Source organism: Halochromatium salexigens, assembly GCF_016653295.1.
Lineage (GTDB): Bacteria > Pseudomonadota > Gammaproteobacteria > Chromatiales > Chromatiaceae > Lamprobacter > Lamprobacter salexigens.
Genome location: NZ_NHSF01000068.1, coordinates 13236 through 34626, shown reverse-complemented (window position 1 = coordinate 34626; position 21391 = coordinate 13236). Strand labels below are relative to the sequence as shown.

Genomic DNA, 21391 nt, shown 5'->3' with positions numbered 1-21391 from the left:
GCGCTCTTGTAGGCGCTCGCCGAATTCTCGGGGGAACCTACACCAGGTTGTTGTAAAAATCCAGATATGTTGCGAATTTGTTGTTGCGTGCAATCGCGAGCAGCGCGGGCTGAGACGCAACGCCTGTGCTATAACGTCACCGGCTGAACGCGGCATCGAGGAGACCATGGCAGACCGTCGACTGCAGGTGTTTCATACTGTGGCACGCTTGATGAGCTTCACCAAGGCGGCCGAGGCGCTCCACATGACGCAGCCGGCGGTCACCTTTCAGGTCAGACAGTTGGAGGAACAATTCAATACGCGGCTGTTCGATCGCGGTAGAAACCGCATCAGCCTGACTGATGCCGGCAGTCGCGTGTTCGAGTACGCGGATCGCATCTTCACGCTTTATGCCGAGATGGAACAGGGCGTGCGAGAACTCACCGGCGACATCAGCGGCTCGCTGACCATTGGCGCGAGCACGACGATCGCGGAATACATGCTGCCGACCCTGCTTGGCGACTTCAAAAAGCGTTACCCGGAGATCGCCATCCATCTGAAGGTCTCCAACAGCGAGGGGATCGTATCGCTGGTTGAGCGCAATGCAATCGATCTTGGCGTAGTCGAGTCCGCGGTCGCGAATCGCAACCTGGTGGTCGAACCCTGTAAGCAGGATGAGTTGGTCGCGATCGTCCCGCCGGGCCATGATCTCGCCTTGCTGGGCCCCGTGGCCTGCCGGCGTGTGCTGGATTATCCTTTCATCTGCCGCGAAGAGGGATCTGGTACGCGTGAGGTAATCAACGATTACCTCGATGGCCTCCCCGGCTGGGCTGGTGCGCTCAAGGTCGCCATGGAACTTGGCAGTCCTGAGGCGGTCAAGGGGGCGGTCGAAGCAGGCATGGGTGTCTCCATCGTCTCCAAGGCGACGGTTCAGAAAGAACTGAAGCTTGGAACCTTGGTCGCGTTACGCCTTGAACCGCCGCTGTTTCGGCCGTTTTCCTTTGTGCATCAGAAACACAAGTTTAGGCTGCGGGTGATGGAGGAACTGCTCGAGTTTGCTCGGGCATACTGCAAGGATCGGACACTTCGCTAATGGCATGAGGAATGGTATGAGTCAGGGGCTGAAATGATTCCGATGGAACGCGCCTCGGCGCACGAGCGCCGAATGCTCAAGATTCTGCGCGCACTCAATGCCCAGGACCGAGCGACCCTGATGGCATTTGGCGAGTTTCTGCTCGCGGGTGGTGCCGCCTTGCGAGCAGCGGGTGGCGAGTGCGCGTCTGTCGAGACCCCGCCCAGCACGCCACAACATGAGCCGCGCCCGCCGGATGAAAGCGTTGTCGCGGCCATCAAGCGCCTACGTCGCGTCTACCCGATGCTCGATCCCAGCGAGATGCTGCATGAAACCTCGGCCCTGATGGCTGCGCATGTGCTGCAGGGACGCGACGCGGGAGCGGTGATCGACGAACTTGAGAGATTATTTCTTGCGCGCTACGAGACCCAGGGTTCCAGGTCCGCCGAGGAGCCAGATCCGAGTACCAACCAGGATGCACAGCCCCTCTGACCAACAGTCGTCGGCCATGCCCGTGCACGCCTTGACCCGTTGGCTGAGTCGGTTTTTTTCCGACCCACAAATCCTGTCCTTGGTCTCCGTGCTGCTGGTCCTGTTCGCGATCCTGCTGTTCTTCGGTCGGATGCTGACGCCGGTGCTGGCGAGCATCGTCCTGGCCTATCTGCTCGAGGGGCTGGTCGGGATCTTGGAGCGCCTGCGCTGGCCGCGTTGGTTGGCCGTGCTGGTGGTGTTCACGCTCTTCATGCTGTTCGTGATGTCGATGCTGATTGGTGTATTGCCCTCGGTCTCGCGCCAGATTCGCGACCTGTTGCAACAACTGCCGAGCATGCTCGCCCACGGGCAGCAGGCGCTGATGCAGTTGCCCGAGCGTTACCCGGATCTCATCACCAGCGCTCAGATCGAAGAACTCATCGGCAGTATCCGTCGCGATATCGCCGGACTCGGTCAGCAGTTGCTGTCGCTGTCGCTGTCCTCCGTGGTCGGCGTGATCACGCTGTTGGTCTATGTGATCCTGATGCCCTTGCTGGTGTTCTTCTTCCTCAAGGACAAAGCCTTGATCCTGGCCTGGTTCCGGCAGTGGCTGCCGCGCCATCGCGCCATCGCGAGCGATATCTGGACCAAGGTGGATGTGCAGATTTCGAACTATGTCCGCGGCAAGGTCTGGGAGATCCTCATCGTCTGGGCCGTGAGCTTCGCCACCTTCTCGTTGTTCGGGCTCAACTATGCCCTCTTGCTCTCGGTGCTGGTCGGGCTCTCGGTGATCATCCCCTACATCGGGGCCTCGATCGTGACCATTCCAGTGGTGCTGATTGCCTGGTTTCAGTGGGGTTGGGGGCCAAGCTTTGTCTGGCTGGCCGTCTCCTACGTTGTCATCCAAGCGCTGGATGGCAATGTGCTGGTGCCGGTGCTGTTCTCCGAGGTGGTGGATCTGCACCCGGTGGCCATCATCGTCGCGATCCTCGTCTTTGGCGGCATCTGGGGCTTTTGGGGCGTGTTCTTCGCGATCCCGCTCGCAACCCTGGTGCAGGCGATCTTGAGCGCGCTGCCGCGGCACATCGATGCCGAGCGGGCAAAGGGCGTCTCTCTCGACACCGGGGTTGGCGAGTAGTCGAGCTGGGTTGATCTGGGCCGGGTTGAGCTGGTCCGATCCAAGCAGTTCGCGCTCAGTCCAGCGTCCATTCGTGCACCGGCTTGCCGCTCGCCTGCCATGCCAGGTACGCCTCGGTCAAGGCCGCCATGTCCGGGCCGTGCTTGGCCACCCAGGCGCGCTGCCAGGTCGCGCCGGTGCGACGGGTGCGGGCGCGCGCCGCGATGACGCCGAGCCAGTCATCGATCTCGCCGTGGTCGATCCCGAGCGCTTCCAGCCCAAGGTGCGCCTTGGGCAGCACCCGCTCGAGGATGAGCCGATGGATCGGCATCCGCGCTCGGTGGTCGTACCAGAGGATCTCGGCCGCCAGCCCATAGCGGGCGGCGAGATAAAAGTTGACCCTGGCCTGATTGAACGTCAGGGTCTGCTCCGGCGGCCTGGACTCGCTCGCCAGAGCATGCACGGCGCCGACGTAGAGTGCGGCATTGGCGATGTTGTCGATCGTCGAGGGCCCCGCCGCCGCGACCCGATGCTCCATCCGAAGATGGGGCTGTTGAGCGCCGGCCGCAGCGGGCTCGAAGCCGATCAACGGCCGATTCCAGCGCCAGATGGTGCCGTTGTGCAGACGCAGATGCGCCAGCTGCTCCAAGGGCTCATCCATCAGATGCGGCAACAGCACCGGATAGCGCTCGATGTTCGAGCGAAAGCACTCCATGACCGATTGATCGGCGTAGCGGATGCCGAAACCGACCCGTTCGCGTAGCGGGCTGTCGCCGACCGAGACCGCTTGCTCGAACAGCGGGATGCGGGTCTCGCACCAAAGTTCTCGGCCGAACAGAGCGGGCGAGTTGGCGCCGATCGCGACCGAGATCGCCGCCAGCAGTTTGGAGGCGTTGAAGACCCGCGCCGACTCGGCAGCACCGATCTTGAGATGGATCTGGAACGAGGTGGCCGCCGCTTCGAGCATGACATCGGGTTGCTCGATGGTCAGTGGCTGCTCGCCCTCGATCTCGAGCCGGAACGGCGCGCCATCGCGCAGGCGCAGGATCTGCTCATTGAGCGCGCGATAGCGCGGACGCGGGGTCATCTGCGCTGGCACCAGGTGCTCGGGGCGCAGCGTGGGCAGGATGCCAATGGTGCCGACCCGTGCATCGAGCGTGGCGGCCGCCGTTTGGCAATGCGCCAGGGTTCGCTCGAGTTCGGCGTGGAGTCGGCTCAGCGCATTGCCGGTGAGGGGCTCCGGGGTGCTATTCAGCTCCAGGTTGAAGCGCGCTAGCTCGGGGACGACGAGCGGATCCTGGACCTGCTCGAGGAAGGCGTCGATCACCGGTGCCGGGGCCTGATGGCGGCGATCGATCAAACAGGCTTCAAGCTCGAAGCCGACCGTGCGCTCGCCCTCGTGCTCAGTGGGGGCGAAGGCGTCCTCGGCGAACCAGCGCTCGAGCAGCGTGGTCTCGGCCTTCAAGCGGGCCTCGAAGGCGCGAAAATCGGCCTGGGTGAATGCGTGATCGCCGATGTCCTGGCCCATACGCGCTGCTGCCTCCGCTCCGGCACAAGGTCGCCTACCGCTTCATTTGACTGCTCCTTAACATGCGATCGAGTGTCTGTAAACGCTCTGGGGTGCCGATATCGAGCCAGACGCCGGCATGGTATAGACCGCCACAGCGCCCCGCCGCCATGGCCTCGCGCAGCAAGGGGGCGAGCGGGAAGGCGCCAGGGTCCCGGTCCGCGAACAGGTGCGGGTGATAGAGGCCGATGCCAGCGAAGGTCAACTGGCGATCACCGTTAGCGTCGAGTCGCGCGCGCCCAGCGCGGAGCGCGAAATCGCCTTCGGGGTGATGCGGCGGGTTATCGACCAGGACGATCTGGGCCAGGTCGTGCGCCTCGAGGCGCAGGCGACGGTAATCCAGATCGCACCAGATGTCGCCATTGACCACCAGGAAGGGCTCCGGACCCAAGAGCGCCAGCGCGCGATGGATGCCGCCGCCGGTCTCGAGCGCCTGCCCCGGCCCTTCGGGCGAGTACTGGATCCGCACATCATAGGCGCGGCCATCGCCCAGCGCCTGCTCGATCTGCTCGCCAAGATGCGCGTGATTGATCACCAGCTCGGTGATGCCGGCCTCGCGCAAGCGCCGAATCTGATGCACGATCAGCGCACGACCGCCCACCTCGAGCAGTGGCTTCGGGCTGTGGTCGGTGAGCGGGCGCATGCGGTTGCCGCGCCCGGCGGCCAGGATCATCGCCTTCATCGGTGGGACCGAGCGGGCATGGGACCGTCGGGCATCAGCCCCGCATCGAGTCGAAGAACTCGTTGTTGGTCTTGGTGGTCTTGAGCTTGTCGAGGAGGAATTCGATCGCCGCCAGCTCATCCATCGGGTGCAGGATCTTACGCAGGATCCACATCTTCTGCAGCTCGGCCGCCGGCACCAACAGTTCCTCGCGACGCGTGCCGGAGCGGTTGATGTTGATCGCAGGGAAGATGCGCTTCTCGGAGATGCGCCGGTCGAGGTGCAGTTCCATGTTGCCAGTCCCCTTGAACTCCTCGTAGATGACGTCGTCCATGCGCGAGCCAGTCTCGACTAGCGCGGTGGCGATGATCGACAACGAGCCGCCCTCCTCGACGTTGCGCGCGGCGCCAAAGAAGCGCTTCGGTCGCTGCAAGGCATTGGCGTCGACGCCGCCGGTGAGCACCTTGCCCGAGGAGGGCACCACGGTGTTGTAGGCGCGCGCCAGGCGGGTGATGCTATCGAGCAGGATGACCACATCGCGCTTGTGCTCGACCAGACGCTTGGCGCGCTCGATGACCATCTCGGCGACCTGCACATGGCGCGTCGCCGGTTCGTCGAAGGTCGAGGAGATCACCTCGCCACGCACCGAGCGATCCATCTCGGTGACCTCCTCCGGGCGCTCGTCGATGAGCAGCACGATCAGGAACACCTCGGGATGATTGTGCGCGATCGATTGGGCGATGTTCTGCAGGATCATCGTCTTGCCGGCCTTGGGCGGGGAAACGATCAGGCCGCGCTGGCCCTTGCCGATGGGCGCGATCAGGTCGATCGTGCGCGCGGTGAGATCCTCGGTGCTGCCGTTGCCGACCTCGAGCCCGAGTCGCTGCTGAGCGAACAGTGGCGTGAAGTTCTCGAACAGGATCTTGGTCTTGGCGTTCTCGGGCCGATCGAAGTTGATATCCCCGACCTTGAGCAGCGCGAAGTAACGCTCGCCATCCTTGGGCGGGCGGATCTTGCCGGAGATGTTGTCGCCGGTGCGCAACGCGAAGCGGCGGATCTGGCTCGGCGAGACGTAGATGTCATCGGGGCCGGCGAGGAAGGACGCGGCCGCCGAGCGCAGGAAGCCGAAGCCGTCCGAGAGGATCTCGAGCACGCCGTCGCCGTAGATGTCCTCGCCGCGTTTGGCCTTGGCCTTGAGGATAGCGAAGATCAGGTCCTGCTTACGGGAGCGACCGACGCCCTCGAGTTCCATCGACTGCGCCAGGTCGACCAGCGCAGGGACGGGCATCTGTTTTAGCTCGGTGAGATTCATGGATGGTCTATTCGACGACGGTCGGGGGCGCTCCCCGCGCGAGGATCGCGGCGGATCGGGCGGGGACGAGGCGGGCTCGCTGGCGGTGGGGGTTTCGGAGTCGGTCTGCTGGCCTGGCTCCGTCTCGATGTTGCCGGATCGGTTGCGCGTGTGATTCCCGGGCCGGCGCCGGGGCCGCGTGCGTGGCTGATTCAAAGGTTGCTATCGATGAAGACGGTCAGTTGAGACTTCGAGACCGCGCCGACCTTGATCGCCTCGGCCTCGCCATTCTTAAATAGGATCAGGGTGGGGATGCCGCGCACGTTGAAGCGCTCGGTCACGGCTCGGTTCTCGTCGATATCGAGCTTGGCGACCTTGATGCGTCCCTCGTACTCCTCGGCGATCTCCTCGAGCACCGGGGCGATCATCTTGCAGGGTGCGCACCAGTTGGCCCAATAGTCGACGAGCACGGGTTGATCGGACTGCAGCACCTCTTGCTCGAAGGTGTCGTCGGTCACATGGACGATTCTCTCGCTCACTTCGGTCTCTCTCCACGTTGGGGGTGTTGGATGCGTGTTTCAGCCTATGGGTTTCGGCGCCAACAGGTTGTGCCCGTCAAAGGTTGCAGTGTCGATTTCGGTGGTAAGGCCAACGTCGACATAAAGCTGGAGGGCTGCACCCTGTGCGGCGACGCAATCGCAATGCTGGCAATGACTCCGGGAGCAAGACCGCCCGCTGGCTGGTCTAGTGTGGCCGCACCGGGATGATGCTTGTTGCGATGATGCTCGTTGCCGAAATCGCTCTCGCCTGATGCTCTTGGGTGGTGCGTCGAGACGGGATGGGGCGGGTTGGTTGGCTGGCGCACAAGCCGCCGCCAGCGTTAGGATGCTATTTGAGCTAAAGATATCAAGTTTTGCAAGTCCTCGCGCATCCTGATCCATCGATGCGCCCGCCACGTCTTCACCCGTTCGGTCCTCTATGCCCCAGACTCACCTCACCGATACCCGCTTTGATCAGTTTGATCTTCATCCCCGGATTCTCGCTGGCCTCGAGGCCGCTGGGTTTCACTATTGCACGCCGATTCAGGCCGAGACCCTGCCGCTCGCGCTCGCCGGCCAGGACATTGCCGGGCAAGCGCAGACGGGCACCGGTAAGACGGCGGCCTTCCTCGTAGTGGCGTTGCAACGCTTGCTGCAGTTTGAAATGGCCGCGGGGATGGCGCCGAGCGTGGATCAGGCGTCTGGGGATGATCAACCCGAGCCCAGTGCCGCGTCGAATGATGAGCAAGATAATGCGCCGCGCAAGCCCGTGCAGCCACCGCGTCAGCCGCGCGTGTTGATCTTGGCGCCGACCCGCGAGCTTGCGGTGCAGATCCACAAGGACGCCCAGCTGCTCGCGGCGAAAACGCGATTCCGGCTCGGCCTCGTCTATGGCGGGACCGGGTATCAGGCCCAGCGCGATAAGATTGCCGCCGGTGTCGATATCCTCATCGGCACGCCGGGCCGGCTGATCGATTATTTGAAGCAACGAGTGTTCGACCTGCGGCATGTCGAGGTGGTGGTGCTCGATGAGGCCGATCGGATGTTCGATCTCGGCTTCATCAAGGATATTCGCTTCGTGCTGCGGCGTTTGCCGGCGCCAAGTGAGCGTCTCGGCATGCTGTTCTCGGCCACCTTGTCGTATCGGGTCATGGAGCTTGCCTATGAGCACATGAATGATCCGAAGAGGGTCGAGATTACGCCGGAGCGGGTGACCGCCGAGCGCGTGACCCAACGCGGCTACATGGTCGCCAACGATGAAAAGGTGCCTTTGCTGATTGGGTTACTGCGTCAGTTCGAGGATGCGCGCAGCATGGTTTTTGTCAACACCAAGCGCGAAGGCGAGCGGGTCTGGGGCTATCTGGAGGGTAATGGGCTCAAGGCTGCGATGCTCTCTGGTGATGTGCCGCAGAAGAAACGCCTCAGCCTGCTGCGGCAATTCCAGGAGGGCGAACTCGCGACCATGGTGGCCACCGATGTCGCCGCGCGCGGTCTGCATATCCCGGGCGTGACCCATGTCATCAACTACGACCTGCCGGATGATGCTGAGGACTATGTGCATCGCATCGGCCGCACCGCGCGCGCCGGCGCGGCCGGTGAAGCGATCAGCTTTGTCTGCGAGAGTTATGCGATGGGCTGGCCCGATATCGAGGCCTTCGTCGGGGCGCGTATCCCGATCAGCACTGTTGAGCCCGACTTGCTCGCCGAGGTTGACTCCAAAAGCCGGGTCCGGGTCGAACGGCGTCCGCGTGATGGTGGGCGCCAGAGTGGCCGTGATGGCGGACGCGGGTCGGGCGCGGGCGCGCGCGGAGGCCCACGACGCGAACGGCAAGGAGCAGCCAAGCCGGGGCCTAAGCCCAGGTCGAGCGCGACCTCTACCGGTGATACCGCCGATGCAACCGCCGGCGCTAGAGCGCCCGCGCCAAACGGGACTGCCGCGCCGGCTGGGCCGAACGCCTCCGCGAGCGGTACGCCCAAGAAGCGCCGCCGTCGGCGCCCGCGCCGACCGTCCGCGGGCCAGCCTGAACCGACGCCACAAACCTGAGTCTCAACAGCGAGTGCTACGCCTGATTGCGCGCGCCTCTCGCGTCCTACCCTTGGAGTCGATCGCGTCGATGTCTGGTTCGAATCTTTTCCGCCCGCTTCTCCGTCAGTCGCTAGCCGTTTTTCTGCAGGTGGCGTTCCTCTTCGCCTGGGGCTTCTCGGCCCCCGGCTTTGCCAACGATGAGGCCGATGCTGATGCCTATGCGTTCGATGATAGCCCGCGCGATGCGTTGTTGAGCTATCCGCCCTGGTTCAATGATCCATTCTTGGACCTGCGCGCCGATCTCGAGGCGGCGCGCGACGCCGGGAAAGGCCTGATCCTGTACTTCGGCCAAAAGCGCTGCGCCTACTGCCACCAACTCATGGATGTGAACTTCGGCTCCGAGACGGACATCGTCGAGTACACTAAGCGCCATTTCGATGTCACGCCGATCGATATCTGGGGCGTTGCCGAGGTCACCGATCTGAGCGGTCGCACCCTGACCGAACGCGATTTTGCAGTGCGCGAGGAGGCCGAATTTACGCCGACGCTGATTTTCTACAACGCGCAAGGCCGTGAGGTCTTGCGTCTGCGCGGGTACTATCCGCCCTATCAGTTCCGCGCCGCGCTCGAGTACGTCGCCGATGAGCACTACCTCGAAGAGCGGTTCCGGGACTATCTCGCGCGCGGCGACAATCGTATGGTCTTCGATGCCGCCGATCTGCACGATCAGCCCTTCTTTCAGTCGCCGCCGTTCAATCTCGATCGCAGCCGGGTCCCGGCCGAGCGGCCTCTCGCCGTGTTCTTCGAGCAGGGGGATTGCCATCCTTGCGATGTCCTGCATGGTCAGTCCCTGCAGGATCAGGCGATTGCCGAGGGCTTTGCCAGCCTGGACAATGTCCAGCTCGACCTGTGGGCGCCAACGCCGCTCATCACGCCCGCGGGCGTGCGCACCACGGCACGCGATTGGGCCTCGGATCTGGGCCTTTTCTATGCGCCAGCGGTGATTTTCTTCGACGAGCAGGGCCGTGAGATCCTGCGTGTGGATTCGGTGGTCGGTTTCTATCGGCTCGGCAACGTGCTCGACTATGTGACCAGCAAGGCCTATCGGCAGGAGCCCAGCTATCAGCGCTGGCGCCTGCGTCAGATGCGCTAAGCGCGCGCGCCTTTGAAGGGCGCGCGGACGGCTGTCAAAGTGCCGTAACCTATCCTGTCCGCGCTTGCGGCATGATCATTGGATGCTAACCCGGTCACAGGCGCTCGCCGCCTGGACCCATGGAGATTGTCGTTTATGCAGAGTATTTACATCGCCGGCGCCGGATCGGGCAGCGGCAAATCGGTGGTCGTGTTGGGCTTCATGGAGATGTTGTCGGCGGTCAATCGGCGCGTCGGCTTTTTCCGGCCGGTAGTCAGTGGTCCGGTTGAGGAGGACAGCCTGACGAGCTTGATCCGCGATCGTTACGATCTGCCGTTCCAGGCCGAAATGCTCTACGGTTGCACCGCACAAATGGCTAGTGAGCTGGCTGCCGCCGGGCATTACGATGAGCTGCTAAAGCTGATCCTGAACAAGTTCATGTTGCTCGACGAGCAGTGCGACCTGGTACTCTGCGCCGGCACTGACTACGACGGCCTGGTGCCCTCGCTAGAATTCGACTTCAACGCCGATCTGGCCAACAATTTCGGCTGCAGCATCGTGGTCGTGGTCAAAGGCTTCCAGCGCAGCTCCGAGGAGGCGCTGCACGCGGTACACATGGCCCACGAATCGATGATCAACCGTGGCGGTGACCTGTTGGCGACCGTGGTCAATGGGGTGCATCCGGACTATGTCGACATCGTTAAACGCCGCGCGCAAGCGGTGTTGCCGCAAACCGAGACCCTGCATGTACTGCCCGAGAGCGAGGCGCTGTCGAAGCCAACCATCGGCGAAATCCATAAGATGCTCGGTACCGAGCTGGTCTGCGGTGAGACCGATGCGCTGAACCAAGTGGTCAGCCACTATAAGGTCGCGGCCATGGAGGTGCCGGATTTCCTGAATTATGTCGAGGATGGCTGCCTGATCATCACCGCGGGTGATCGCAGTGACATCATCCTCGCCAGCCTGGCGGCCGATGTTGCCGATTCCTTCCCGCGCGTTGCGGGGTTGCTGCTCACCGGTGGGCTGAAGCCAGCCGAGAACGTCCAGCGCCTGTTGTCCGGACTGCGGCGCAGCAAGGTCGCGGTGCTCTGCACTCATCGCGATACCTTCCAGACGGCGCTGGCGGTAAACAAGGTCGAGTCGGTCATCCTGCCCGGCGATGAGCGCAAGATCGCCGCTGCGCTGGGCGTGTTCGAGAGCGCGGTCGATATCAAGGGGCTGCAGCAGAGTATTGCCTTACATGAGTCCTCGCGCATCACGCCATTGATGTTCGAATATGAGCTGATCCAACGCGCCAAGTCCGAACGCAAGCGGATTGTGCTGCCCGAGGGGCAGGACGAACGCATCCTGCGCGCCGCCGAGATTCTCAGCCTGCGCGGTGTCGCCGAGCTGATCCTGCTGGGCAATCCGGAGAAGATTCGACGCCGGATCGGCGAATTAGGCCTGAAGCTCGAGGCCATCCAGATCATCAACCCGGTCGAGTCGCCGAAGCGTTCCGAGTACGCGAGCGTTTATCATGGTCTGCGCGCGTACAAGGGGATCTCGGAGCAGATCGCCTTCGACGCGCTTGAAGATGTGAGCTACTTCGGCACCCTGATGGTCTATACCGGCGACGCCGACGGCATGGTCTCGGGCGCGTTGCACACCACTCAGCATACGATTCGGCCGTCGTTCGAGACCATCAAGACTAAGCCCGAGACCAAGCTGGTCTCGAGTGTGTTCTTCATGTGTATGCCGGATCGGGTGCTGGTCTATGGCGACTGTGCGGTAAACCCGAATCCGGATGCCGAGCAGCTTGCTGATATCGCCATCACCTCGGCCGGCACCGCCGCCGCCTTTGGCGTGGAGCCACGCATTGCGATGCTGTCTTATTCGACGGGTGCCTCCGGCAAGGGTGCCGATGTCGAGAAGGTCCGCGAGGCGGTCGCGATCGCGCGCCAGCGCCGTCCCGATCTCAAGCTCGAGGGGCCGATCCAGTACGATGCCGCGGTCGATGCCAGCGTCGCGCGCTCGAAGATGCCGGATAGCGAGGTCGCCGGGCAGGCGACGGTGTTCATCTTCCCCGACTTGAATACCGGCAACAACACCTACAAGGCGGTGCAGCGTAGTGCTGGGGCGGTGGCTATCGGTCCGGTGCTGCAGGGGCTGAATAAGCCGGTCAACGACCTCAGTCGCGGCTGTACCGTCACCGATATCGTCAACACGGTCGCCATCACCGCGATCCAAGCGCAGACCATCGGAGAGGCCTCATGAAGGTGCTGGTGCTCAATTCCGGCAGCTCGTCGATCAAGTTCCAGCTCTTTCGCAGTGATGATTGGAGCGTGCCGGCCGCAGGCTCGGTGACCCGCATCGGCGAGCCCGAGGCCGTCCTGCGCTACAGTTGGACCGATGCCAAGGGCAGCGCGCAGACGCTGGAGGAGCGGGCGGCGATGCCCGATCACCAGCAGGGGTTGCAGCGCATCGCCGGCGCCCTAGCGCGCAGCGGCGCCTTGGCGGACCCCGCGGAGCTGTTGGCGGTCGGGCACCGTGTCGTGCATGGGGGCGAGGCTTTTCATGCGCCAACCTGTGTCGATGACGACGTGATCGAAGCGATCCGTCAGGTCGTCCCGCTGGCACCGCTGCACAACCCGGCCAATCTCGATGGCATCCTGGTCGCGCGCGCGCTGTTCCCGAACACCCCGCAGGTGGCGGTCTTCGATACCGCTTTCCATCAGACCATGCCGCGCACCGCCTACCGTTATGCGATCTCGGATGATCTGTATCGCGAGCACGGGGTGCGCCGCTACGGGTTCCACGGTACCTCGCATCATTATGTCGGCCGGCGCGCCGCCGAGCGGCTCGGCAAGCCGTTCGAGCAGTGCAACCTGATCACCCTGCATCTGGGCAATGGCGCCAGCGCGACCGCGATCCGCGAGGGCAGCAGCATCGATACCTCGATGGGCATGACTCCGCTCGAGGGCCTGGTGATGGGCACCCGCTGCGGTGATATCGACCCGGCGGTGCCTTTCTACTTGAGCCAGCAACTTGGGCTCGACAACGACCGCTTGGAGGATCTGCTCAATCGCCAGAGCGGGCTGCTCGGTCTCTGCGGCGATAATGATCTGCGCGAGATCCAGCGCCGCGCCGAGGAGGGCGACGAGGCCGCCGAACTAGCCCTTGGCGTCACCGCCCATCGGCTGAAGAAGTACATCGGCGCCTATCTGGCCGAACTCGGCCGGACCGATGCCCTGGTCTTCACCGGCGGCATCGGCGAGAACTCAGCCGAACTGCGCGCGCGTGCCTGCGGCGGCCTCGAGCCGCTTGGCATCCAGCTCGATGCCGAGGCCAATGCCGCCGCCTCGAGCGAGGAGCGGGCGGTGTCGAGTCCGCAGAGCCCAATCCAGGTCTGGGTGATTCCGACCAATGAAGAGCTGCAGATTGCACGCGAGGCGCTCGCGGCGGTGAGCTGAGTCGCCGTGTTGGTTGGCGCCGATCAACACGCTCACCGGCTGGCCCGTTATCATAAAAAGTTACCTCTTCGATCCATCCCCTTGATCCAGTCGATTGCCGATGAACGATTCCGTTAGCCTGCATCCCACCGGCGCCGCCTTGCTCTTCGACGTCCTGCAAGATCTCGGGGTCGAGGTCATCTTCGGGCATACCGGCGGCGCGGTGATCCCGCTGCATGTGGAGCTGAACAAGCGCATGCGCCGGGGTGAGCCGGTACCGCGCTTCGTGCTCTGCCGGCAGGAGGGCGGGGCCGGCCATTCGGCCGAGGGCTATGCGCGCGCGAGCGGGCGCGTCGGGGTCGCACTCGCCACCTCCGGGCCGGGCGCGACCAATCTCGCCACGCCGATCGCCGACGCGCACAAGGATTCGGTGCCGACGGTCTTCATCACCGGCCAGGTGCCGAGCCATGCGATCGGCAGCGATGCCTTCCAGGAGGTCGATACCGTCGGTTTCACGCGGCCGCTCTCCAAGCACAATTACCTGGTGCGTGATGTCGATGATCTCGAGTGGATGCTGCGCGAGGCCTTCGCCTTGGCCCAGCACGGCCGCCCGGGGCCGGTGGTGGTGGATATCTGCAAGGATGTCCAACTCGCCGCCTGCCTGGCGCCGCACCCGGCACGGCGCCGGCATCGCCCGGCGATCCCGTTCGAGCCCGCGCGCGCCGATGCCATCCTCGAGGCGCTGAGCAGCGCCGAGCGGCCGGTGATCAAGGCCGGCGGCGGCATCATCCACGCCGGCGCCGCAGCGGCCCTGTGTCGTGTCGCCGAGCGCTTCGAGGTGCCGGTCACCACCACCTTCAACGCGCTCGGCGCGGTACCCTTCGACGCGCCCTATTATCTTGGCATGCCCGGCATGCACGGCAGCGTGCCGGCCAACTATGCGCTGCGCGATGCCGACCTGATCCTGAGCCTGGGCGGGCGCTTCGATGATCGCGTCGCGGTCAAGGACTTCGCCCTGGGCAAGCGCATCGCGCATGTCGACATCGACCCCTCCGAGATCGACAAGACGATCAAGACCGAGCTGCACCTGGTCGCCTCGCTGAGCGCGTTTTTCGACCATGCGCTGGCCAGCACGCGCCAGGCGCGCCATCCGCGCTGGCTGGAACAGGTCGGCGAGTGGCGCCGGCAGTTGCCGTTACCCTATGGCAGTGGCGATTACATCAAACCGCAAGCGGTGGTCGAGACCCTCTCGGCGCTGACCGCCGGCGATGCGACCCTGGTCACCGGCGTGGGTCAACACCAGATGTGGTCGGCCCAGTATTATCGCTTCCAGCGCCCACGCCAGTGGATCAGCTCCGGTGGCCTCGGCACCATGGGCTTTGGGCTGCCGGCGGCGATCGGCGCCTGGTATGGCCGTCCGGATCGACCGGTGGTGCTGATCGATGGCGACGGCAGCTTCCAGATGAACATCCAGGAGCTGGCGACCGTGGTCGCGAACGCGATCCCGCTGAAGATGTTCGTGCTCAACAATAGCTTCCTCGGCATGGTGCGCCAGTGGGAAGATATGATGGACGGCGGTCATCATTATGAAACCTGTCTGGCACGGCGCCACGACTGCGATCCGGATTGCATGGCACTCGACCAGACCTGCCGGCGCCAGATGCCGAACCTGCTCGGACTCAAGCAGGTCTATCCTCGCCTCGAGACTCTGCGGGTCAAGGAGCCCGAACGGTTGCACGAGGTACTTGAGCAAGCCCTGATGATGGCCGGGCCGGTGCTGGTCGACGTTTGGGTCGACAAGGCCGAAGACGTGCTGCCGATGGTGCTGCCCGGCGGTCGGTTCGATACGATGATTGAGTCCGCAGACGCCCTGACAGGGACGTGACGCCGAGCCACACCCTATTGCCATCGCCGCGTCCTTGGTTGGCGCCTGTTCGTCGCTTCCTTGTGTCTTTGCCGCTGCTATGCTAGTAGTTATAACCAAAAACGACCGAACCACCAAGACCCCCGAGGGGGCAATCTATTGCTTTTGGAGGATTACTGCCCCATGACTGCCTTTTCCCAACTGCACGCTCAGAACCACAAGATCACTGAGCTCTCCAATGTCTTTCTCTACCTGATCCAGAGTCGGGAGATGTGTGATACCGAGACCGCCTGTGATGTCTTCTTCGAGTACACCGGCAAGGTACGTGAACATATCGAACTGGTTGATCGCGAACTCTGCGGGCGATTGATCTCGTATCCGGATCAGTCGGTGAAGAACACTGCGAACCGCTTCCTCTCTGGCTCTACCGAGATCAAGCGCATTTTTAATAAGTATCTGAAGGACTGGTGCTCGGAGCCACATCGCCGGTTGCAGATCCGCGATTACGATGAATTCCTGGCTGAGACCGAGCAGATGTTCGCCTTGGTACTGGATCGCATTCAACGCGAGACCGAGCATCTGTATCCGCTGATCCGCAAGCTCGAGGAGAAAAACCGGGTGGCGGCCTGAGCGAGAGCAAGGTGCGAGTGCACGCAGGGCGCGAGACTTCGCGCCCGCGGGTCGCGCGCGGAAATGTCACAACGGTCTTGCGTTTCCGGGTGACTTGAAGAAGGCGCGCGTCTTGCTGACCTTCCTTATCCTTAGTGCCACTTCCTAAACCGCATCCTGAGGCTGACCATGCACCGAGTTAAGCTCGACGATCACGCGATCGCAACCTCGTTACAGTCGCTCAACACCGGCGCCGACGTGCCTTGGACCATCGAAGGCGGTAAGCTCCATAAGACCTTCCAGTTTCGCAACTTCAGTGAGGCCTTCGGGTTCATGACGCGTGCCGCGCTTGAGGCCGAGTCGATGGACCATCATCCAGAATGGTTCAACGTCTACAAGACCGTCCGCGTTGACCTAGCCACGCATGATGTTGGCGGTCTGACTGAGTTGGATTTTGAGCTTGCCACGCGGATGGAAGCGATCTCGAGGGATCGTATCTTTGAGCACTGAGCGTCTATAAGCCCGAGGCATTAGAGGCAAAGATCATGCCTCGCAACATTAAGAGCTGTTGCGAGAGCTTGAGGAAGCAGGTGTCCTCCATTGGGACCGGAAGGGAAGCCACGGAAATGTCGTGCACCAACTTATGGTAAAGGCACCTCCCAACAGTTGGCCGAGGTCGCTTAACACAGCGCTCCCGGTTCACCTGTATCAACCTCCAGTGAGCCCTGCAGCAAGCGTACTGTGTCGAAGGCGTGGAACCGCCATGCGGCTGGACACAGTGGTAGCAGTTTTCAACAGGCCTGCGTATGGCGACCTTCACCACCCTCTCGCCGCGCCGAGGTTCGGCGCGGCTTATGAGGTTGTAACGTTGGTCTAGCCTGCGAAGTTCTTAGCGACAAAATCCCAGTTGATCTTGTCCCAGATGGCTTCAAGGTACTTCGGCCTCGCGTTGCGGTAGTCGATATAGTAGGCATGCTCCCACACATCGACGGTCAGTAGCGCGGTCTTGCCGTGCGTCATTGGCGTGCCGGCATTCGAGGTATTCATGATCTCGACGCTGCCGTCGCTGTTCTTGACCAGCCAGGTCCAGCCGGAGCCGAAGTTGGTGGCTGCGGATTGGCTGAACTGCTTTTTAAACTCGTCGAAGCTGCCGAACGTGGCGTTGATCGCGTCGGCAACGGGACCGGTGGGCTCGCCGCCGCCGTTTGGGCTCAGGCAGTTCCAGTAGAAGGTATGGTTCCAGACCTGCGCGGCGTTGTTGAACACGCCGCCGGACGCGGATTTGATGATCTCCTCGAGCGACTTGCCGTCGAATTCGGTTCCCGGCACCAGGTTGTTGAGATTGTTGACGTAGGTCTGGTGGTGCTTGCCGTAGTGATACTCGAGGGTTTCGGCGGAGATGACCGGCTCGAGGGCGTTTTTCTCGTACGGAAGTGGGGGAAGTTCGTGTGCCATACTGACTCTCCTAGCTTGGTTGCTGGGTCGGTTGTTGGAATGGGTGAATGGAAGACTAGCGATGAAAACGTAGGCCCGAGATGTCGGATATCAAGGAAAAAATAGGTTAGCAGAGGTAACGAGCTGATGTGTGGCATTTGCGGAGAACTGCGTTTCGACGGGACGCCCGCGGATCTAGGCGCGATCGCCCGGATGATGGAGCGCCTACAGCCGCGGGGACCCGATCACGGCGGCAGCTATGGCGATGGCGCGGTCGCGCTTGGTCATCGGCGGCTGTCGATCATCGATCTCTCGGTGCGCTCCAATCAACCGATGGTCGATCAGGGGCTCGGGCTCGCGCTGGTGTTCAACGGCACCATTTATAACCACCCCGAGCTGCGCCGTGAACTGCGTGATAAGGGTTACAGTTTTTTCTCCGACGGCGACACCGAAGTCATCCTCAAGGCTTGGCATGCCTGGGGCGAAGGCTGCGTCGAGCGGCTGCACGGGATGTTCGCGTTCGCGATCTGGGATACCAACCGGCGTCAGCTCTTCCTCGCGCGGGATCGCTTCGGCATCAAGCCGCTCTATTGGAGCGAGGTCAACGGCCGGTTGCGCTTTGCTTCGACCACGCAGGCGCTAGTCGCCGCCGGCGGGGTCGGCGGTGGAATCGACCCGGTGGCGCTGCATCATCTCTTCACGCTACATGCGGTGGTGCCGGCGCCGCGTACCATCCTGAGCGATGTGCGCAAGCTTCCACCCGCGCACTGGCTGCGCATCGATGCCGATGGGCGCCGCACTGAGCAGCGCTACTGGCAGCTGGAGGCGACCCGAGGCGCGAGCGGTTCCAGGCTCCCGACGAGCGATGCCGAATGGGTCGAGGCCATCCACGATGCGCTCGAGGCGGCGGTGCGCAAGCGCCGCGAGATCGCCGATGTGTCGGTTGGCGTGCTGCTCTCGGGCGGGCTCGATTCCAGCTTGTTGGTGGCCTTGCTGGCCGAGCACGGCGTTGGCGATCTGCACACCTTTTCGGTCGGTTTCGAGGACACGCCCGAGGAGGCCGGCAGCGAGTTCGAGTACTCCGATCAGGTGGTCGACTACTTCGGCACCCGCCATCACCGCTTCCGGGTGCCGAACGATGAGGTGCTGCGGCGCCTGCCCGAAGCAGTCGACGCGATGACCGAGCCGATGTTCGCTCAGGACGCGGTGGCCTTCTATCTGCTCGCCGAGCAGGTCTCGCGCGAGATCAAGGTGGTGCAGTCGGGGCAGGGCGCCGACGAGGTCTTCGGCGGTTATTTCTGGTACCCGCGCATCGCCGCTGAGACCGAGGGGGATCCTGTCGATCGCGTGCGCCGCCACTATTTTGACCGCGATCACGACGAGTACCTGCGGATGGTCGCGCTCGCCTACGCCGGGCCAGACCATACCGGCGCCTATGTCGCCGAGCGCCTCGCCGAGCCCGGCGCCGATGAGATCATCGATGCGGTGCTGCGCCTGGATGTGACCACCCTGATCGTCGATGACCCGGTGAAGCGGGTCGACAACATGACCATGGCTTGGGGGCTGGAGGCGCGGGTGCCCTTCCTCGATCACCAGTTGGTCGAGCTGGCGGCGCGGTGCCCACCGGCGCTGCGCCTGCGCGACGGTGGCAAGTATCCGCTCAAGGCGATCGCACGCGGGCGGCTGCCGGATGCGGTGATCGATCGGCCCAAGGGCTATTTCCCGATGCCGGCGCTCAAGTACGTGCGCGGGGCCTTTCTGGACTTCATGCGCGATATCCTCAACGCCCAGGCCTGCCGCGAGCGTGGGCTGTATCGCCGCGACTACATCGAGCAGCTACTGGACGCCCCGGATCAGCATCACACCCGCATCCAGGGCAGCAAGCTCTGGCATGTCGCCCTGCTCGAGTATTGGCTGCAGCGCCACATTGATGGCCGCTAGGGTGCCACTTCGTCCTTGCCGACTCAATTGATATTCAGTGGCTGCGGCAGATGCGGCAGTCTAGTATTTTTGATCCTATTCCGATAATCTTCTGATTAGGGTTGCCAAGCCAATCCTTTTCTTTCCATCTAACCAAAGCACGGAAGGTTTCAATGCGTAAACTTGCAATCTTTGCTACAGCGATCCTGATCACGGTGAGCCTCTCGGGCTGCCTTGCAACCACTGGGGATTCCAATGAAGCTAAGGGCACGGCAATCGGAACGGCAGGCGGCGCGCTACTTGGTGGCATTATTGCCAACAACACAGGCGGCAACACTGCACTTGGCGCGCTGATCGGCGGGGCGGTTGGCGGCCTGATTGGAAACCGCATCGGTGCGGCCCTTGATGAGCGTGAGCGACAAGAGTTAGCTCGACTGACAGCACGCGCGGCACGGGCAAAATCCAATAGGACAATTACCACGACTGTGCAGCCGTCGCCGAAAAAGACGGCAAAAGCCACGTCGTCGAAATCGGGCGCTTCGGCGCCAAAGCCAAAACCGACCGAACTCAAAGTCACGCCAGGCGAGATCTACACCAAATCAGACGGTCAGCAATGCCGCAACATTTCGCAGGTTGCTGTGAAAGACGGAAAGACCTATCAAGATAGCGCAACCATGTGCAAGTCTGGTTCCGACTGGACTGCAGCTGCTGTCTAATCGCGTTTATTAGCCGGGCAAGGACGCCCCGCTAAGACTAGAAGTTACTGATCTCATTCATCACCGCTGAATCCGAACCGCCGCCATCAGTGCCGGAAATCAACGCAACGGCGGCTGGATTCACGGACTCGACCTTCTTGAGTGTGGTCTCATCCTGAGCAACCCGTGCGATTCGCGCCGGCGATGCGTCCGCTAGTGACGCTGGCGGCTTAGAATTGAATTCGGACATCAGTGAGTCCTGATTCTGATCAGATCGAAACACGAGCGTCACTACGTCCCGCGTCAATGAATCAAGTTCAAAGACGTCTTCTCCAAACTTCGCATTCAATGGCTTGATGACGGCGCTATTAATGGTTCGCGCGAAGTTATCCTGGCCGCCAGCAAAGTTCACTTCGTACAAGGACAATCCGTCGCTCGTGTAATTTCGCAAAGAGACGTCAAGGAAAGGGCGTAGCCCAATCATCTCCTTTCTCAGCAAGACGCCAATGTCGTAGCTCGGCAAACCAACCACGCGCAGCTCGAAGAAACGATTGGGTTGAACCAAGTGTGACTCAAAGAAATCCTTGGAAAATTCTTGTCCAATCAACCGTCCGACATCTTCGAGCGCTTGATCCTCGGTCGCCCAGCTATTGTGCCGGGGTATCTTGTTATTGAAGTAGATCTCTTCGCCGGTATTATTATTGACACACTTTACTGTCCAAGATGTGATCAGATGTTTCTTGAGTTCAATCCCCGAGGAACTCAAAGTCACATTCCTGACATCGAATCTGACACGACCAAGGATCGAAAAATCGGCGGCCTTGAGGTGGGAGACAGACACCGTGGTTTGGGTCTGATTCGATAGCGTCGAAGACTCCATCATCTCGGTCTTTAGGCCTTTCGTCACATCTTCCGACCAGACCCGATACCCGAACTCGGCAATGCGTTCCTTCAAGAGGTTCTCGGCAATATCGGAACGCGTCTGTCGGCTGCCGCGATCGGCATCTTGAGCGTACACCGACACCGAGATACGAGGATTCCCATACTCGCGGATGTAACTGACGCGTGTCTGCCGGGACATCGTCTTTAGGGCATCCTCGACCCCCTTGAGGTATACCTCGGCCTTGATCAGCATATGCGCGAATCCATCCTCGCCCACCCAGGGTTTGCTTTCCTTGATCACCCGTTTAATCAGCCCCTGGGTTTCACTCAAGACTCGGTCTTCGATCGTGACATAATTCTCGACCAAGGTGCTGCCCTCGACAAACACCCCGACTGCTTTCTCGACCGCTTGTCTCCTTGCATCGCGCCTCAGATCATCGACCAACAATCCTTTATCCCGAGCATAGGTATCGGCATTGGGGTCCGCTAATCCCTCAGCCGTGACCACGATGGTGTCTTGTGCCTGGACGGGGCCAACGACACCAAGCACGAGACATATCAAGCCGAGCGCCAGCCCGCGCCTTATCGCACCATCTGCCTGGTCATTCATCATTACCCCCTCTATCCAACGCGGTCACTCGGTGAATCCACTACCGCATACCCGTGCGGACCGGTCCTTGGCCCGAACATCCGTGGTCGCCTAT

18 protein-coding genes are annotated in these 21391 nt (G+C 62.2%); 12 read left to right on the top strand and 6 right to left on the bottom strand.

The window, feature by feature from the left end; genetic code table 11:
• Positions 1 to 166 precede the first annotated feature (166 nt).
• The 3 genes from CCR82_RS14470 (at position 167) to CCR82_RS14460 (ending at position 2660) form a co-directional block, all read left to right on the top strand.
• On the top strand, positions 167 to 1072 hold the full coding sequence (locus CCR82_RS14470) for a LysR family transcriptional regulator (RefSeq protein ID WP_201246552.1): 906 nt from the start codon (positions 167 to 169) through the stop codon (positions 1070 to 1072).
• A gap of 72 nt (positions 1073 to 1144) precedes the next feature.
• Positions 1145 to 1543, top strand: coding sequence for a hypothetical protein (locus tag CCR82_RS14465; RefSeq protein ID WP_242513508.1), 399 nt, complete (start codon positions 1145 to 1147; stop codon positions 1541 to 1543).
• Between the two features lie 22 nt (positions 1544 to 1565).
• Positions 1566 to 2660 carry an AI-2E family transporter gene (locus CCR82_RS14460; protein WP_420827339.1) on the top strand — a complete coding sequence of 365 codons (1095 nt, stop codon included), beginning with the start codon at positions 1566 to 1568 and terminating at the stop codon, positions 2658 to 2660.
• A gap of 55 nt (positions 2661 to 2715) precedes the next feature.
• Here the strand turns inward: CCR82_RS14460 and CCR82_RS14455 are convergent, their stop codons facing one another.
• From CCR82_RS14455 to trxA, 4 genes are all read right to left on the bottom strand, one after another.
• Complete coding sequence (locus tag CCR82_RS14455) at positions 2716 to 4167, bottom strand: glutamate-cysteine ligase family protein (RefSeq protein WP_201246511.1); 1452 nt, start codon at positions 4165 to 4167, stop codon at positions 2716 to 2718.
• Between the two features lie 34 nt (positions 4168 to 4201).
• On the bottom strand, positions 4202 to 4888 hold the full coding sequence (gene murU / locus CCR82_RS14450) for an N-acetylmuramate alpha-1-phosphate uridylyltransferase MurU (protein WP_201246510.1): 687 nt from the start codon (positions 4886 to 4888) through the stop codon (positions 4202 to 4204).
• Positions 4889 to 4922: 34 nt separating this feature from the next.
• A complete protein-coding gene (gene rho / locus CCR82_RS14445; RefSeq protein WP_201246509.1) occupies positions 4923 to 6179 on the bottom strand; it encodes a transcription termination factor Rho in 1257 nt (418 codons plus the stop codon).
• 191 nt (positions 6180 to 6370) lie between these two features.
• On the bottom strand, positions 6371 to 6697 hold the full coding sequence (gene trxA, locus CCR82_RS14440) for a thioredoxin TrxA (RefSeq protein ID WP_201246508.1): 327 nt from the start codon (positions 6695 to 6697) through the stop codon (positions 6371 to 6373).
• A gap of 439 nt (positions 6698 to 7136) precedes the next feature.
• Here trxA and CCR82_RS14435 point away from each other — a divergent pair, with 439 nt between their 5' ends.
• From CCR82_RS14435 to CCR82_RS14405, 7 genes are all read left to right on the top strand, one after another.
• Positions 7137 to 8741, top strand: a complete 1605-nt coding sequence (locus CCR82_RS14435) for a DEAD/DEAH box helicase (RefSeq protein ID WP_201246507.1) — start codon at positions 7137 to 7139, stop codon at positions 8739 to 8741.
• Positions 8742 to 8871: 130 nt separating this feature from the next.
• Entirely contained in the window at positions 8872 to 9876 is a 1005-nt protein-coding gene (locus CCR82_RS14430) for a thioredoxin family protein (RefSeq protein WP_338073181.1), read from the top strand.
• 135 nt (positions 9877 to 10011) lie between these two features.
• The gene (gene pta / locus CCR82_RS14425; protein ID WP_201246505.1) at positions 10012 to 12108 is read left to right on the top strand and encodes a phosphate acetyltransferase; all 2097 of its coding nucleotides are present in this window, start codon (positions 10012 to 10014) and stop codon (positions 12106 to 12108) included.
• Positions 12105 to 13304, top strand: a complete 1200-nt coding sequence (locus CCR82_RS14420; RefSeq protein WP_201246504.1) for an acetate/propionate family kinase — start codon at positions 12105 to 12107, stop codon at positions 13302 to 13304. The genes pta and CCR82_RS14420 overlap by 4 nt, the downstream gene beginning before the upstream one ends.
• Positions 13305 to 13404: 100 nt before the next feature.
• Positions 13405 to 15168 (top strand): biosynthetic-type acetolactate synthase large subunit, encoded by a 1764-nt coding sequence (ilvB, locus tag CCR82_RS14415; RefSeq protein ID WP_201246503.1) that lies wholly within the window; start codon positions 13405 to 13407, stop codon positions 15166 to 15168.
• A gap of 162 nt (positions 15169 to 15330) precedes the next feature.
• A complete protein-coding gene (locus CCR82_RS14410) occupies positions 15331 to 15777 on the top strand; it encodes a hypothetical protein (protein WP_201246502.1) in 447 nt (148 codons plus the stop codon).
• A gap of 168 nt (positions 15778 to 15945) precedes the next feature.
• Positions 15946 to 16266 carry a 4a-hydroxytetrahydrobiopterin dehydratase gene (locus tag CCR82_RS14405; protein WP_201246501.1) on the top strand — a complete coding sequence of 107 codons (321 nt, stop codon included), beginning with the start codon at positions 15946 to 15948 and terminating at the stop codon, positions 16264 to 16266.
• A 363-nt stretch (positions 16267 to 16629) separates the two neighbouring features.
• Here the strand turns inward: CCR82_RS14405 and sodB are convergent, their stop codons facing one another.
• The gene (gene sodB, locus CCR82_RS14400; RefSeq protein ID WP_201246500.1) at positions 16630 to 17211 is read right to left on the bottom strand and encodes a superoxide dismutase [Fe]; all 582 of its coding nucleotides are present in this window, start codon (positions 17209 to 17211) and stop codon (positions 16630 to 16632) included.
• Positions 17212 to 17337: 126 nt separating this feature from the next.
• On the opposite strand from sodB, the gene CCR82_RS14395 reads away from it, so the two are divergent.
• Positions 17338 to 19131, top strand: a complete 1794-nt coding sequence (locus tag CCR82_RS14395) for an N-acetylglutaminylglutamine amidotransferase (protein ID WP_201246499.1) — start codon at positions 17338 to 17340, stop codon at positions 19129 to 19131.
• Between the two features lie 152 nt (positions 19132 to 19283).
• Positions 19284 to 19826, top strand: a complete 543-nt coding sequence (locus CCR82_RS14390; RefSeq protein WP_201246498.1) for a YMGG-like glycine zipper-containing protein — start codon at positions 19284 to 19286, stop codon at positions 19824 to 19826.
• Between the two features lie 37 nt (positions 19827 to 19863).
• Here the strand turns inward: CCR82_RS14390 and CCR82_RS14385 are convergent, their stop codons facing one another.
• A complete protein-coding gene (locus CCR82_RS14385; RefSeq protein WP_201246497.1) occupies positions 19864 to 21300 on the bottom strand; it encodes a hypothetical protein in 1437 nt (478 codons plus the stop codon).
• Positions 21301 to 21391 lie beyond the last annotated feature (91 nt).

Coding starts and splice junctions, on each gene's coding strand:
- murU (WP_201246510.1), bottom strand. CDS start 4,888: ATGAAGGCGATGATCCTGGCCGCCGGGCGCGGCAACCGCATGCGCCCG.
- pta (WP_201246505.1), top strand. CDS start 10,012: ATGCAGAGTATTTACATCGCCGGCGCCGGATCGGGCAGCGGCAAATCG.
- CCR82_RS14410 (WP_201246502.1), top strand. CDS start 15,331: ATGACTGCCTTTTCCCAACTGCACGCTCAGAACCACAAGATCACTGAG.
- CCR82_RS14405 (WP_201246501.1), top strand. CDS start 15,946: ATGCACCGAGTTAAGCTCGACGATCACGCGATCGCAACCTCGTTACAG.
- CCR82_RS14435 (WP_201246507.1), top strand. CDS start 7,137: ATGCCCCAGACTCACCTCACCGATACCCGCTTTGATCAGTTTGATCTT.
- rho (WP_201246509.1), bottom strand. CDS start 6,179: ATGAATCTCACCGAGCTAAAACAGATGCCCGTCCCTGCGCTGGTCGAC.
- CCR82_RS14390 (WP_201246498.1), top strand. CDS start 19,284: ATGCGTAAACTTGCAATCTTTGCTACAGCGATCCTGATCACGGTGAGC.
- CCR82_RS14455 (WP_201246511.1), bottom strand. CDS start 4,167: ATGGGCCAGGACATCGGCGATCACGCATTCACCCAGGCCGATTTTCGC.
- CCR82_RS14465 (WP_242513508.1), top strand. CDS start 1,145: ATGCTCAAGATTCTGCGCGCACTCAATGCCCAGGACCGAGCGACCCTG.
- CCR82_RS14395 (WP_201246499.1), top strand. CDS start 17,338: ATGTGTGGCATTTGCGGAGAACTGCGTTTCGACGGGACGCCCGCGGAT.
- ilvB (WP_201246503.1), top strand. CDS start 13,405: ATGAACGATTCCGTTAGCCTGCATCCCACCGGCGCCGCCTTGCTCTTC.
- CCR82_RS14470 (WP_201246552.1), top strand. CDS start 167: ATGGCAGACCGTCGACTGCAGGTGTTTCATACTGTGGCACGCTTGATG.
- sodB (WP_201246500.1), bottom strand. CDS start 17,211: ATGGCACACGAACTTCCCCCACTTCCGTACGAGAAAAACGCCCTCGAG.
- CCR82_RS14385 (WP_201246497.1), bottom strand. CDS start 21,300: ATGATGAATGACCAGGCAGATGGTGCGATAAGGCGCGGGCTGGCGCTC.
- CCR82_RS14420 (WP_201246504.1), top strand. CDS start 12,105: ATGAAGGTGCTGGTGCTCAATTCCGGCAGCTCGTCGATCAAGTTCCAG.